We start from the raw sequence: 14,832 nt of genomic DNA, 5'->3' as shown, positions 1-14,832 counted from the left end.
CTAAAGCCAATAGATAAACTGAAATTTATACAAAGTAGTCATGTTTACATATCACACAATAGGCTTTTTTAAACGCATTTACAAAGATTTGTGGTACGCTAAAAACCGTTAAAAAATAACGAACTATTTTAAAAAATACAGTCTAACTCTTGAGTTACCTAATTATAAACCTTATAAATAGGTCAGTATTTGCAACCTAACCCATTTAGGTACTAACCCAGCTGACGAGGACAGTCCACTTATTATGGCAGCTAACGCATTTTCACAATTAAAAACGTACTTAGATACACAAATCATTGGCCAGCCAGAGCTTACTCAAGCACTACTTATTGCTATTTTAGCTGACGGCCATTTATTAGTTGAAGGCCCTCCAGGGCTTGCAAAAACACGCGCCGTAAATGCGCTTGCAAAAGGTATTGAAGGTTCGTTCCAACGTGTACAGTTTACACCCGATTTATTACCTGCGGATGTTACAGGTACTGATATCTACCGCCAACAAACAAGCGAGTTTGTATTTGAAAAAGGCCCACTTTTTCATAACCTTATTTTGGCTGATGAAATTAACCGTGCCCCAGCAAAAGTACAGTCAGCTTTACTTGAAGCCATGGCTGAACGTCAAGTGACGGTAGGTAAAAACACGTACCCACTTAGCGACTTATTTATGGTTATGGCAACTCAAAACCCGCTAGAGCAAGAAGGCACCTACCCGCTACCTGAAGCACAGCTTGACCGCTTTTTATTACATTTGAGTATTGGTTATCCGGGCGCCGAGCACGAGCTTGACATTTTACGCCTAACACGAGGCGAGGCATTAAAAGAGCAGCAAGCTGTTTTACAAAAAATTAGCCAAAGCGAATTATTTGCTGCCCGCCAAGCAATTTTAGGTTTGTACTTAGCCGAGCCACTTGAGCAGTATTTAGTTCAACTTATTATTGCAACGCGAGAAGGCGCTAAACTAGATGAGCAATTGGGCCGCTGGATTGAATTTGGCGCAAGCCCTCGTGCAACTATTGCGCTAGATAAATGTGCACGTGCTCATGCGTGGTTACAGGGCCGTGACTTTGTAGCCCCTGATGACATACAAGCCGTTGTTCATAATGTATTACGTCACCGTATTATTTTGAGTTACGAGGCACAGGCCGATGGCATTACTAAAGATCAGGTCATTAGCCGAATTGTTGAACTGGTAGCTGTACCGTAATTTATGCAAAAACAATTAGACCCTCAGGCATGGCTTAAACAAAGCCATAGCCACGGTGTTAATTTAGCACTAAAAGAGCTGATGTATTACAAAGCCAAAGCGCAACTGCTTGAGCTTGCCCCTAAGGTAAAGATTAAAAATACTTTAGCGGGGCAATACCTTGCACCGCACAAAGGCCGTGGTATGGAGTTTGCCGAAGTACGTCATTACCAGCAAGGTGACGATATACGCTCAATTGACTGGCGAGTTACAGCGCGTACAGGCGAAACCCATACAAAACTTTTTCAAGAAGAAAAAGAACGCCCAGTTTTTGTATTTACCGATTTTTCAAACTCTATGCTATTTGGCTCAAAGCTACTGCTTAAGTCAGTACAAGCTGCGCACATTAGTGCATTAGTTGCTTGGTCTGCGTGCCAGCGTGGCGACAGAATTGGCGGTATTGTATTCAATCAGCATGCACACCTAGAACTTAAGCCGAGTGCGCGAGAAAAAGCAGTATTAAAGCTTTGCCACAACTTATGTGCAAATCATCAGCAAGCCCTTACAAATATTGATGCTAAAGCCAGCAATAACTTTAGTGATAACCTAAAGCGCCTTAATCATTTAGCAAAACCTGGGAGTTTAGTTTATTTAGTCTCTGACTTTAGCGCCTTAGATGACGCAAGCTTTAAACAGCTTGAAATACTTAGCCGTCATTGTGAGCTCATAGGGTGCCATATTAGCGACCCATTTGAACATCAATTACCCGCTTTTAAAAACACAGTAACGGTTAATGCGAACGGACAAAACTTTGCCTTACCGCTCATGGATAATACATTTAGGGCACAGTTTGCCAAAAATGCAGAAGATGCATTTAATACACGCCTTACTCGCTTAACTAAATCGGGTCTTAATTTAATATCATTCAATGCAGCCGACCCACTTGAGCTGCAGCTAGTGAGAAAATAAACCATGCAAACCAATCCTCTTGATGGCCTGCACGATGTAATAGCACCAAACCACGTTGACTGGTGGCCACTTGCCCCAACATGGTGGGTGATCATTGCTCTACTTTTTATTGCGGTATTGAGTGCTGTTTATGCAATTTATAAAGCGTATCAATATAAAAAAGCAAAACGCTATGCCGTTTTATTGAGTCAAAATGAGCAGAGCCCTCAGCAGTTACATATTATTTTAAAGCGCCTAGTAATTGAATATTACGGTAAACACCTTGCCGCGCAGCCTACAAAGCAATGGTGTGAAACGCTAAACACACTCAGTGGGCTGACTTTTACCGAGCAAGAAATTTTAAGCCTATACAGCAGTGATAACAGCGATTTAGCATTAAGTAAAAAATTTAGCCAAGCAATCAAATGCTTTAAAGTAAAGGAACCACTACATGTTTGAATTTAGTTGGCCGTGGCTATTTTTATTAATTCCATTACCTTTGTTGCTTTTATTACTAAAACCCATAGCAAGCAATAGCAATACGCGCCTGCGTATTCCGGGCTTTGCTAAGCATGCCTTAAATAACCCAAATTCAGCACCTCAATCACGCCGTTTATCTATATTTGAATGGCTACTTTGGCTATTACTTGTCAGCGCAGCAGCAAACCCAACATGGCTAGATGAGCCAATTTTATTACCAAATGAAGGGCGAGATATCATGCTTGCGGTGGATTTATCTGGATCAATGACCGAACAAGATATGGCTTACAATGGTCAATACGTTGATCGCTTAACCATGGTAAAAGCCGTACTGAGCGATTTTATAGAACAGCGGACTGGCGATAGGCTCGGACTTATTTTATTTGGCGATACCGCTTTTTTACAAACCCCTCTGACACGCGATTTAAAAACGGTAACCAAAATGCTTAACGAAGCACAAATAGGGCTAGTGGGCCGCGCTACAGCTATTGGCGATGCACTTGGTTTATCGGTTAAACGTTTTGCAAGTAAAGAAGACAGCAACCGAATCGTCGTGCTATTAACCGACGGGCAAAATACTGCAGGTAACCTAAATCCTGACGACGCTCTACTTCTAGCGCGGGAAGAAGGTATTAAAGTGTATACCATAGGTGTTGGCTCTGATAACCCACGTGGATTTAGCCTATTTAATATGGGCGGCTCAGGCGGGAGTAATTTGGATGAACGCCTTCTAAAAAATATCGCCGACGATACCGGGGGGCTTTATTTTAGAGCAAAAGATGTTGCGGGACTCAAACAGATTTACGCTGAGCTTGATAAACTTGAACCCATTAGTGCAGATGAAAAAACCTTTCGCCCGCAAAGCTCATTATTTTATTACCCATTACTCATCGCTATTTTTTTAATTAGTCTAAATGTAATGCTAAATACACTGCGCGCATTAAAGGAGCCAAATTGATGGATTTTGAATTTATTCGTCCTGCCGTTTTATGGCTACTTATACCGGCAATTGGACTGTTTTTTGTGGCGTTAATTAAGCACAAAAAAACCACAAGCGAGCAATTAATTGCCCCTCATTTAGCGCAATTTATTATGACTGATACGGACACCAAAACCAGCCAACCGCTTTGGCTTGTAGCTGTATTTTGCACTTTAGGGGTTTTATTTAGTGCAGGCCCCAGCTTTGAAAAAAAACACGTGCCTGTTTTTCAAAGTAAAAGTGCACGTGTCATTGTAATTGACATGTCGTATTCAATGTACAGCACTGATATTTCGCCAAACCGTTTAACACAAGCACGCTATAAATCTCTTGATATGATTGAGCTATTTAAAGAAGGCGACACCGCCTTAGTCGCATATGCGGGCACGGCCTATACTATATCGCCGCTAACCAACGACGCCACAACACTCAGTAATTTAATACCCAGCCTGAGCCCTGACATAATGCCCGACAAAGGGTCTAACGTACTAGCAGGCCTTGATATGGCAAAAGAGCTATTAACTCAAGCAGGCTATATTGATGGCGATATTATTTTAATAACCGACGGCATAGAACAAGAAGAACAAACGGATGTCACACGCTTTATAAGTAACACAACATTTAGACTCAATATTTATGGGGTAGGTTCTGAGCAAGGTGCACCTATTAAATTACCTGAAGGCGGTTTTTTAAAAGATAGATACGGTCAAATTGTCATCCCTACTCTGAATATTTCACAACTGAAAAGTTTGGCCACCCGCAGCGGTGGTAAATTTGCGCGCTATCAACCAAGTAATAGCGACATAAATACGTTTTCGCCAATGGCTAACAGCGAGTTAATTAAAGATGAGACGCAAAGCCATGCGCTATGGCGTATTGATGCGGGTATTTACGGGCTTTTACTTTTATTACCATTTGGTTTGTATTTATTTAGGCGCTCTGCCTTTTTAGGGGGAGTTTTATTGCTTGCCTTTTTACCGCAGCAAAACGCTTATGCATTTGAGCTCCCTGCAATATTAAAAAATACAGACCAACGTGCACTCACCGCATATAACAATGAAGAATACGACAAAGCCGCTAATGCGCAATCAAACCAATTAAAAGGCGCAGCGTTATACAAGCAAGGCAACTTTGATGCTGCACTGGATGCATTTAGCCAAGATAAGTCAGCCACGGGTTATTACAACTATGGCAATGCACTTGCCAAAGCTGGCCAACTAGAAGAGGCCATAAACGCCTATAAACAAGCTCAAACGCTACGAAGTGATTTTAGCCAAGCCGCAGATAATCAGGCCTTAGTTGAGCAGTTGTTAAAACAACAAAATCAACAGAATCAACAAGAACAAAGTGGTGATGAATCCCAAGACCAAGAAAATCAGCAAAAAGGCGATCAAAACCAACAACCAAATAACGATCAATCTGAGCAAGAGCAAGAGCAACAAAATAACGACCAAAACAACTCTCAAAAAGGTGACAAACAAAGCCAAAGCGATGCAAACGAAAAATCTGAGCAGGAGTCTGAACCCTCTGAAGATCAGCAAGGTCAAACAGGTGAGCAATCTCAAGAGCAAAATAAACCTGATATGCAAGCACAGCCACAAAATAAGCAAAGCGAAAGTAATAATGCTGAACAGTCTGACCAGCCAAAACCGCAGGCAATGAGCGAGCAACTAGTCAGCGATGAGCAAAAGCAAAAAGCGCAACAACAGGCTATGCAAGCCCAAGCAAGTGAACTGACAAACGAAGAAAAAGAAAAAGCGCAGCAGCTTAATCAATTACTCAGAAAAGTACCGGACGATCCGGCCATTTTATTACGGAATAAAATGCAACTCGAAGCCCAAAAAAGACAATATCAACGCCGCCCTACAGGAGTAGAAAAATCATGGTAATGCGATTATTTTGCTGTTTATTGCTACTATGCGCGATGCCGTCATTCGCAGCGACAAAACTCGAAGCAAGCGTAGATAAAAACCCAGTATTAGCGGGTGAGTTTTTTATGCTTAACATTTCAGTAAACGATACCGTTAATGGTGAACAACCCGATACATCTGTATTGTTAAAAGACTTTGTAGTCGGCCCCACAAGTTTAAGTACCCGCACAAACATCATAAACGGCAGCATTAATAAACAAACCACTTGGAGCGTTAAGTTAATGACCCGCACTGAGGGGCAGTATACAATCCCCTCGTTTAGTGTTGCTGGGCTTAGCTCTGAACCCATTGATTTAACTGTCGCCAAACGGGCGGTAAACGCAGACAAAAATAACGATATTTTTGTAAAAACATCACTTTCTAGCAGCTCGCTATACGTCCAAGAAGCAGGCGTTTACACGTTAAAACTGTACTTAGCTAAAGAGCTACTTGATGGCAGTTTAAGTACACCCAGCATGGAAGATGCACAGCTAACCCAATTAGGTAAACAAACAGAGAGTTATGAATTAGTCGACGGAAAACGATACCTGGTTATTACCCGAGAGTATTTAATTCAGCCCCAAAAAAGTGGTGCTTATACTATTGCAGCTCCGGTATTTCAGGGCCGAGTTCAACAAAATTATCGTCAGTTAGAAGTATCTGCTCTTGGCGACGATCTAGAAATAGAAATTAAACCTATTCCAAGCGACTACAAAGGGGCTTGGCTACCCAGCGAACTGGTGAACCTAGATGAAGAATGGCAACCTAACGATAGCACCGTAGAAGTAGGCACTCCCATAACACGCACTATTACACTCACGGCTTTAGGGGTAACTAAAGAGCAACTTCCTGATATAACAATGCCTACCATCGAGGGAATTCGTAGTTACCCTGATCAAAAAGAAAACAACAACGCTGTTCGTAATGGGCGTGTAGTATCGCAACAAACTGCATCTTACGCATTACTTCCACAAAAACCTGGAACATATACATTACCCGAAATAAAATTGCCGTGGTTTAATACAAAAATAAACCGTATTAGTTATGCGACCATTGCAGAGCGAACAATTACTGTTATTCCAAGTAGCAGCAGTGTTAACACACCAATTAATACACCACAAAATATGAACGACTTACCTTTGGATGAAGCTAATACCGAAAGTAATAGTGCTGGTAAACCTTTGGCACAAACAGCAACGGTTATAAACCAATCTCCGTTGTGGTTTATTGGTGTTGCAATACTGGGTTATGTTTTATGGATCATTACTGTAATGTTTTATTGGTTTAACCGTTCTAATATTAATACAGTTGAAAATGTGCAGCCTTCACCTACTTCACTTAATCAACCCAGCTTAAAAAAATTGATAAAAGTACATAAAACTGGTGATATTAAAGCGTTTTATAACGAGCTTACTCATTATGCAATGCAAGTCACACACGAAGAGACAGGGGCAATTGATAAGTTATGCCAAAGTATAAATAACCCGCAGCTAAACAATGCAATTATTCAATTACAAGCACAACTGTATGGTAATAAGGCTACAAATAGCGATCTTGGTGCTATTATAAAAATACTAGAGAGCGAGCAAACTCAGTCATTAAAATTACAACCAACTGTATTAAAAGACCTTTATAACTAAAGTGAAGTTAAAGATGAATCTTTTTTAATTAAATAAAAATAAAGTAGTAAAAAGTGCTTATGTTGGGAAATAAAAAGTCAAACAATCAGGTCTTAATCGATATGGCAGAGAAACAAAAACGTTATGAAGCCTTGGTCCACGTTTACAATAAGGAGCTTTATCGCTTTGCTTATTGGTTATGCCGTGACCCGCACATAGCAGATGATTTAGTACAAGAGACATTCTTGCGTGCTTGGCGCTCACTTGACTCATTACTTGATCAAAAAGCCGCAAAACCATGGTTACTTACTATTTTGCGACGAGAGAATGCGCGCCGATTTGAACGCAAACAGTTTGACTACAGCGATGTAGAAAACGACACGTTGGTTGATGAAACCAGCCATTCGCTTGATGATGAAATGGAGCAAACCGTTATTCAACGACAAATTGGATTATTATCTGATGAATACAGAGAACCACTATTGCTACAAGTTGTAATGGGGTGTACTGGCGAGGAAATTGCCGACATTCTCGATTTAAACAAAAACACAGTTATGACGCGTCTATACCGTGCCAGAAACCAACTTAAAGAGGCTTTAAGCCGTGATGATGAACAACTTAAAGGGGCATCAAAGTAATGGATGAACTTGAGTTTCGTCGCCGCACTATTGCGCAGCCAAACGATATTGACAAAGAACTTCAGGAGTTTGCCCAAAGCAATCCTGAACGACAGAATTTTATTAATGAAATGAAAGATTTTGATAAGCATATCCAAGATGCACTCGATATACCTGTACCTGATAATTTAGCCGACCGTATTATTTTAAATACCTCGTTAAAAGAAAAGGCGTTGCAGGAAGAACAAGCTGCTGGTACCAATGTGGTTGATGCCAAATCTCGGTTTAAGTTTGATCGTGTGCACCTTGCTTTAGCCGCGTCATTTATGGTGGCTGTAAGTGCGTTCTTTTTTAGCTCAGAGCAACATATTGGTCACGAAGCAGGCGAACATGCACTCGCACATGTTTACTACGAAATAAATGCGCTTGATAAAAAATCTCCTATTAGCCTGCAAAGTGTGAATGATAAGCTGGCTGTATTAGGTGGCCACATAGACGAGCTACCAGGTGATATAACTTACGCTATGTTTTGTGATTTTAAAGGTGAAAGAGGCTTACACTTAATTTTTGAATCGGACTTTGGGCCAATGACGGTATTTATTGTTCCTTCTGAAAATAAATCGTTTGGTTTGGGCAACGACCATTTCCAAGACGAGCGATTTGAAGGGCAAATTAATCGCGGCACCCAAGCCGATACTATTTTAGTAGCCAGTGTAGGTGCACCGCTTGATACTTATAACGAGCGAGTAACTAACGCAATTCGTTGGCTTTAAACCCCAGTAAATAAAAAAACCGCTTAGTCCATGCTAAGCGGTTTTTTGTATCTACCTTTTATCTATTAAAAAACGATTGATTTACCTCTTCCTGAACTTTCAGACGCAGCGTCTAATTGCCCGTTTTTATTGATAATTACATGCAAGTCACCAAAGTGGCGCTCGTCAATTGTGTAACCCATTTTTTGAAGCTTTAGTTTTACTTCATCATTCAACCCTACATGAGCACGTACAACGTTTTTAGGCCAAAGCTGATGATGAAAGCGAGGTGAATTAACGACTTGCTCTGCACTCATATCAAACTCAATAGCATTTAAAATTGACTGATAAACCGAGCTAATAATAGTTGTACCTCCGGGTGAGCCTGTAACCATTTGTACCGTGTTGTCTTTTAATAAAATAGTAGGCGTCATAGAGCTAAGCATACGTTTGTGTGGCTGTATTTCATTGGCTTTGCCGCCAATAGCACCAAACACATTCATAACACCAGGTTTAGCACTAAAGTCATCCATTTCATCATTTAAAATAAAGCCAGCGCCGTCAACCACTACACCGCTGCCAAACCCTAAGTTTATGGTCGTAGTATTTGCAACAGCATTACCCATTTTATCAATAATAGAAAAATGTGTGGTTTGTTCGCTTTCTTTTAACCCAGGCTTTATTGTTTCGGTTGTAGTAATGGCTGCCAACGAAATACCGCTGCTACGTGTTTGTAAATACGGTTCATCAACTAATGCATTTACCGGCACATTAAAAAAGTCAGGATCACCTAAATACTCCGCTCGGTCGGCAAACACACGTTTACCTATTTCAGAAAGTAAATGTACGTAGGGTGTTGAGTTATGAGCTATGTCGTTAACTGGTTTTTTTAGCTCATACATTTTAAGCCATTGTAAAATTGCAATGCCACCAGAACTAGGCGGCGGCGAAGTAAGTACTTCATAGCTGTTCCAACGTGCTTTTAATGGTGTGCGTGATTTAGCCGTATAATTTTTTAAATCAGCCTTAGTTATGATTCCCCCATGCTGGCGCATGAACTTTTCAATAATATTAGCTGTTTCGCCTTCATAAAATCCTGCTTGGCCATTATCACGAATTCGCATTAAGGTTTTTGCTAGGTCGGGTTGCTTAAATATTTCATTAGCTTTTAAACCAGCAAAATACTTTTCGAAGTTAACGTTTATTTTTTGCTCGTTTAAATAGCTGATATAATTACTAGCTCCTTGCGCTAGCTTTGGTGGCACAACAAACCCCTTCTCAGCCAAAGTAACTGCGGGTTGCACTAGCGTTTCCCAGTCAACCGTGCCATGTTTTTTATGTGCTAACCACATACCCGCAACACTCCCGGGTACACCGCTTGCGTGGATGCCATAAATTGATTTATTGGGGATCACATTACCTTGTTCATCTAAATACATATCACGATGAGCAGCACTTGGGGCAGTTTCTCGGTAATCAATAAAATCACTTTTGCCATCTTTTTGGATGAGCATAAAACCGCCACCACCAATGTTACCCGCTTCGGGAAGCGTCACAGCTAGTACAAATTGTGCTGCTATAGCTGCATCTACTGCGTTACCACCTTGCTCTAATATGTTTTTAGCCGCATCTGCACTGAACGAGTCAGGCATAGCGACAGCACTTTGCACAACCTGCTTAGCCGCTACATTAAATGCACTAAATTGCAGCATAACTACGCTAGTTATCACTAACTTGCTTGGCGAGAAAAATAAGCCCATACAGCATCCTTAAATTATTGTTTTAATATTGGTGTTATTGAAAAATTAATTAAAAAGTAAACATCTTAAAAATAACTAACAGCATAACCTCACGCTTATTTATGCATAGCTTTAATGGCTAGGTCAATCGTTGCGTATTCAGATTTTAGTCTTACCTTAAACGCTTAGAATAAAGAACAGCAGGTAGCTCACCCTGTTCATCGGTATGTGTGTAGGTTTTAATAAACAACAGTCCAAGCTTTTCCATTACTTTTATAGAACCGACATTATCAGCCAGAGCACTGGCGCTAATTTTTTTTACACTAGGTTGTTTTGCTAACTCTCCACACAGTGCCTTAGCGGCTTCAGTAGCGTATCCATGTCCCCAACTAGCTTGTTTAAAGCGCCAACCAATTTCAATATCACTAAAGTTTGGTGAATCACTAAAAAAATCCATAGGCCTCAGTAGAATCCAGCCAATAAACATATTCGTGTCTTTAATTGTTATTGACCAAAGCCCCCACCCTGTTTGCTCATTTCGATAAGCAAGCATACGCGGTATACCTTCCTCTTTAATTTGCTCTTTTGAGGTAGGAACCCCGCGTGTTAAAAATTGCATAACGACAGGGTCTTGATCAAGTTCATACAATTTATGCCAATCATGCTCGTCCATTAATTTAAATTTTAACCGTTTTGTTACGGGGGCGTTCATTTTCATTAGTGTATAGTTCCTTTAAATCAATTATTAATCTCTTGAGGAGATAACACATGAACAAATTAGCAGGTTTAGCATTATTAGGCACTTTAATAACTTTAACGGGTTGTGAAGATGCAAAAGAAGTAAAAGAAGAAACAAAAGAAAAAACCGCTCAAATGCAAGAGCAATTGGGTGATGCATGGAATGAAGTAAAAGAAACAACAAACGATCTTAAAAATGATGAGTCACTAAATGAACTGCTGCAAGAAAGTAAAGCAATGGGCTTAGACATGTACGACGATGGTAAAGAAATTGCTATTGATGCATGGATAAAAAGTAAAGAAGCCGCAGGTGAATTAACAGAAAAAACGAAGCAAAAAGCGCAAGAAATTGCTGATGAAATTGAGCAAGCTCGTGAAGAACATAATAAGGGATAATAAACCTTGTAATAAAAAAAGGTAAGCCATTACGGCTTACCTTTTTTGTATCGTACAAAACAACTGTGAGTAATTAAGCTTTATATTTGCTCATTACCAGAGTGGCGTTTGTACCACCAAAACCAAAGCTGTTAGACATTACTGTATTAAGCGCTACGTCTTTGCGTTCCGTCACAATATCTAAACCTTCAGCTTGCTCGTCTAATTCATCAACATTAATAGATGGCGCTACAAAGCCATGCTCAAGCATTAGCAAAGAGAAAATGGCTTCATGCACACCTGCAGCCCCTAATGCATGACCAGTCATTGCTTTTGTTGCACTGATCATTGGCGAGTTACCACCAAATACATCTTGAATTGCACCAAGCTCTTTGACATCACCCACCGGTGTTGATGTACCATGCGTATTAAGGTAATCAATGCTGTCTACATTTTGCATTGCTTGGCGCATACAACGTGCAGCACCCTCGCCCGAAGGTGCAACCATATCGTAACCATCAGATGTAGCACCATACCCTACTATTTCAGCGTAAATATGTGCGCCACGTGCTAATGCATGCTCAAGCTCTTCCACAACCACAATGCCACCACCGCCAGAAATAACAAACCCATCGCGGTTAGCATCATAGGTGCGCGATGCTTTTTCTGGCGTTTCGTTGTATTTAGTCGACAGTGCACCCATTGCGTCAAATTCCATTGCAAGCGTCCAGTGAAGTTCTTCACCGCCACCAGCAAACACAACGTCTTGCTTACCCAGTTGAATTTGTTCAACCGCATTACCAATACAATGCGCCGACGTAGCACACGCAGAGCTAATTGAATAATTAACGCCTTTTATTTTAAAAGGGGTCGCTAAACATGCTGATGTTGTACTGGCCATAGTACGTGGAACCATATAAGGCCCTACGCGTTTTACGCCTTTTTCACGTAAAATATCAGCAGCTTCAACTTGCCATTTAGATGAACCACCACCAGAGCCAACAATAATACCCGTGCGCTCGTTTGACACTTGGTCTTCTGATAATCCAGAGTCTTCAATTGCTTGCGTCATAGAAATGTAAGAGTACGCAGCTGCATCGCCCATAAAACGCATTGCTTTACGGTCAACGTGATCTTTAACATTTATGTCAATTTTACCCGATACGTTACTGCGTAAGTTATAGTCGGCAAACTCTTGGTTGAAAGCGATACCACTTTTACCTGTTTTTAATGACTCTAAAACTTCTTCTTTGTTGTTACCAATGCTTGATACAACACCGATACCGGTAATTACGGCTCTTCTCATGGGTGATTCCCTTAGCTTAATACTTAATTGCGTTTTATTTTACGCGAATTTAATCACTTAAGTGGTCAGCTTTCTAGCGTACACTTGTACTCTGAACTGCTAGCTTATAAATAACGCCAGACTATTACAAAGAAAACCCGTAAAATAATGAAAAATATATTCTATAAATTTGTTAATTATGATCAAAAACGCACATATACACTTTAACGATTTAGGTACACCGTTTGCTGATGACTTTGGTGATATTTATTTTTCGAATGACGACGGCCTTGCTGAATCGCATTATGTGTTTTATGAGCAAAATAATATAGACACTCGATTACAAACTCATGACCAATCCCATTTTGTAATAGCAGAAACAGGGTTTGGCACAGGGCTGAATTTCTTAAATACATGGCAACACTTTAACGATCATATTGCACGTCAACAATCACAAAATCAATTAGATAAAGGTGTTAAACGCCTTCACTTTATTTCGTTTGAAAAATATCCGTTAAAAGTCGACGATTTAAGCCGAGCACTTCAAGCATGGCCTACATTACAAAAATTAAGCAAAAAACTCGTTAACAGTTACCCTATCAACTTACAAGGATGCCACCGCCTTGAGTTTGACAGCGGGCGTGTTGTGCTCGATTTACATTTTGGTGATGCGCTGGCGTCTATTAATACAATGAGCTACCCACAAACAGGTATTGTTGATGCGTGGTATCTGGATGGCTTTGCCCCAAGTAAAAATCCTGAAATGTGGCAACAAAGCTTATTTAATGGCATGGCTAACATTTCAAAAGCAAAAGCAACACTCGCTACATTTACCGCCGCAGGTTTTGTTCGCCGTGGCTTAATAGAAGCCGGGTTTAATACAATCAAAAGTAAAGGCTTTGGCAAAAAAAGAGACATGCTAATTGGCCAAATAAATGATGCAAATACAGCGCAATCTGCGCCGCCTTACTTTAATCAAAATGCGAGCAAACTCGAAAAAATTGCTATTATTGGTGGCGGTATAGCAAGTAGTTGTATTTTATATAGCCTTGCTAAACGTGGTATTGCAGCTGAATTATTTTGCCAAGACCCACGTCCCGCTATGGGCGCGTCTCATAATGTGCAAGGCGCGGTGTATCCTCACTTACAAGCTAAAAACTCGCCACATAGTGAACTTTTTGCTCATAGTTTTTTATACGCAAAGCGTGTTTACCAACAACTGCTGGATGAAGGCTTTAGTTTTGATCATCAATGGTGTGGTGTTTTGCAACATGCAGTAAAAAAACCGCTGGCTGATAAACACAAAAACCTAGCTCAAAAGCAACTTTGGCCAAAGCAACTTATGCAAAACGTAACCGCAGAGCAAGGCGATGAAATAGCCGGCGTTCAAACTGGTTACCCCGGTGTGTTTTTTGAACAAGGGGGTTGGGTTAATCCACCACAACTCGTTAATGCAATGCTAGCCGCAGCCAATAAACTAGCGCCTCACAACAGCCATTTTAATTGCAATATCACAAACCTAAAAAAAACAGAAAACGGCTGGTTTTTAACAAGCAATCACCAAAAGTTTGGCCCATTTAGCGATGTTATTATTTGCGCTGGTGAGCACAGCGACGCATTTGAGCAAACAAAAGCACTTCCTATTGTAGGTGTACGCGGGCAAGTGTCGCATGTGCAAGCAAGCCCTGAATCTCAAAAGCTTAAGACGGTGCTTTGCCATAAAGGCTACTTTACGCCAGCTTATTTAGACCACCACTGTATGGGTGCTACGTTTGATAAAAACAGTAAAAGCCGTCATGTTTCAGATGAAGATAACCAAACCAACCGTGATCAACTCATCAACTTTTACGAATATAGCGACTTTGCCACAACGTTAGGTAAAGTAAACTCAGCAAAAGCCGCTGTCCGATGCACATTCATCGATCACCTGCCAATGGCTGGGCAATGGTGTGAACAAAGCGATTATACTAACGCATTTGCAAATCTAAGGCTGGGGAAACGTTACCAATACTTGCCTCTGGCTAACCCTCAACAAGGACTGCATATTTTCACAGGTTTTGGAGCTCGCGCTTTATGCAGCGCACCACTGTGTGCCGAACATTTTATTAGCTGCTTAGCAAACGAGCCGTGCCCACTCAGCGAGCGAGTAAGCCAAGCAATACACCCCGCTCGTTTTATTGTAAGAGATTTAATCCGCAATAAAATATAAA

At 40.7% G+C, this 14,832-nt stretch carries 13 protein-coding genes; 10 read left to right on the top strand and 3 right to left on the bottom strand.

All coding sequences use genetic code 11. The features are described 5' to 3' along the window. The first annotated feature begins 244 nt into the window (after positions 1-244). Genes KZZ04_RS02540 through KZZ04_RS02505 form a run of 8 tightly spaced genes read left to right on the top strand, consistent with a single transcriptional unit; the run spans position 245 to position 8,506 of the window. A complete protein-coding gene (locus KZZ04_RS02540; RefSeq protein ID WP_058403426.1) occupies positions 245-1,201 on the top strand; it encodes a MoxR family ATPase in 957 nt (318 codons plus the stop codon). Between the two features lie 3 nt (positions 1,202-1,204). Next, the gene (locus KZZ04_RS02535; RefSeq protein WP_058552026.1) at positions 1,205-2,149 is read left to right on the top strand and encodes a DUF58 domain-containing protein; all 945 of its coding nucleotides are present in this window, start codon (positions 1,205-1,207) and stop codon (positions 2,147-2,149) included. A 3-nt stretch (positions 2,150-2,152) separates the two neighbouring features. Then, the gene (locus tag KZZ04_RS02530; protein WP_138528654.1) at positions 2,153-2,587 is read left to right on the top strand and encodes a DUF4381 domain-containing protein; all 435 of its coding nucleotides are present in this window, start codon (positions 2,153-2,155) and stop codon (positions 2,585-2,587) included. Continuing rightward, positions 2,580-3,566, top strand: a complete 987-nt coding sequence (locus tag KZZ04_RS02525) for a VWA domain-containing protein (protein ID WP_058403429.1) — start codon at positions 2,580-2,582, stop codon at positions 3,564-3,566. Before KZZ04_RS02530 ends, KZZ04_RS02525 begins: the two co-directional genes overlap by 8 nt. Beyond that, a complete protein-coding gene (locus KZZ04_RS02520; RefSeq protein ID WP_219421706.1) occupies positions 3,566-5,476 on the top strand; it encodes a VWA domain-containing protein in 1,911 nt (636 codons plus the stop codon). The genes KZZ04_RS02525 and KZZ04_RS02520 overlap by 1 nt, the downstream gene beginning before the upstream one ends. After that, a complete protein-coding gene (locus tag KZZ04_RS02515) occupies positions 5,470-7,137 on the top strand; it encodes a BatD family protein (protein ID WP_058403431.1) in 1,668 nt (555 codons plus the stop codon). Before KZZ04_RS02520 ends, KZZ04_RS02515 begins: the two co-directional genes overlap by 7 nt. Before the next feature lie 59 nt (positions 7,138-7,196). Next, entirely contained in the window at positions 7,197-7,754 is a 558-nt protein-coding gene (locus KZZ04_RS02510; RefSeq protein WP_021032391.1) for a sigma-70 family RNA polymerase sigma factor, read from the top strand. Then, entirely contained in the window at positions 7,754-8,506 is a 753-nt protein-coding gene (locus KZZ04_RS02505) for a DUF3379 family protein (RefSeq protein ID WP_219421705.1), read from the top strand. The genes KZZ04_RS02510 and KZZ04_RS02505 overlap by 1 nt, the downstream gene beginning before the upstream one ends. Before the next feature lie 65 nt (positions 8,507-8,571). On the opposite strand, the gene ggt is transcribed toward KZZ04_RS02505, so the two are convergent. Beyond that, positions 8,572-10,245 carry a gamma-glutamyltransferase gene (ggt, locus tag KZZ04_RS02500; RefSeq protein WP_219421704.1) on the bottom strand — a complete coding sequence of 558 codons (1,674 nt, stop codon included), beginning with the start codon at positions 10,243-10,245 and terminating at the stop codon, positions 8,572-8,574. 151 nt (positions 10,246-10,396) lie between these two features. Continuing rightward, the gene (locus KZZ04_RS02495) at positions 10,397-10,942 is read right to left on the bottom strand and encodes a GNAT family N-acetyltransferase (RefSeq protein WP_138528662.1); all 546 of its coding nucleotides are present in this window, start codon (positions 10,940-10,942) and stop codon (positions 10,397-10,399) included. A 50-nt stretch (positions 10,943-10,992) separates the two neighbouring features. Here KZZ04_RS02495 and KZZ04_RS02490 point away from each other — a divergent pair, with 50 nt between their 5' ends. Continuing rightward, on the top strand, positions 10,993-11,358 hold the full coding sequence (locus tag KZZ04_RS02490; protein WP_058403435.1) for a hypothetical protein: 366 nt from the start codon (positions 10,993-10,995) through the stop codon (positions 11,356-11,358). Between the two features lie 73 nt (positions 11,359-11,431). On the opposite strand, the gene fabB is transcribed toward KZZ04_RS02490, so the two are convergent. Next, positions 11,432-12,643 carry a beta-ketoacyl-ACP synthase I gene (fabB, locus tag KZZ04_RS02485; protein ID WP_058403436.1) on the bottom strand — a complete coding sequence of 404 codons (1,212 nt, stop codon included), beginning with the start codon at positions 12,641-12,643 and terminating at the stop codon, positions 11,432-11,434. A 178-nt stretch (positions 12,644-12,821) separates the two neighbouring features. Here fabB and mnmC point away from each other — a divergent pair, with 178 nt between their 5' ends. After that, entirely contained in the window at positions 12,822-14,831 is a 2,010-nt protein-coding gene (mnmC, locus tag KZZ04_RS02480) for a bifunctional tRNA (5-methylaminomethyl-2-thiouridine)(34)-methyltransferase MnmD/FAD-dependent 5-carboxymethylaminomethyl-2-thiouridine(34) oxidoreductase MnmC (protein ID WP_219421703.1), read from the top strand. Position 14,832 lies beyond the last annotated feature (1 nt).

This window comes from Pseudoalteromonas sp. CR1 (assembly GCF_019392235.1).
Taxonomy (GTDB): domain Bacteria; phylum Pseudomonadota; class Gammaproteobacteria; order Enterobacterales; family Alteromonadaceae; genus Pseudoalteromonas.
This window is presented reverse-complemented; position numbering and strand designations above follow the sequence as displayed.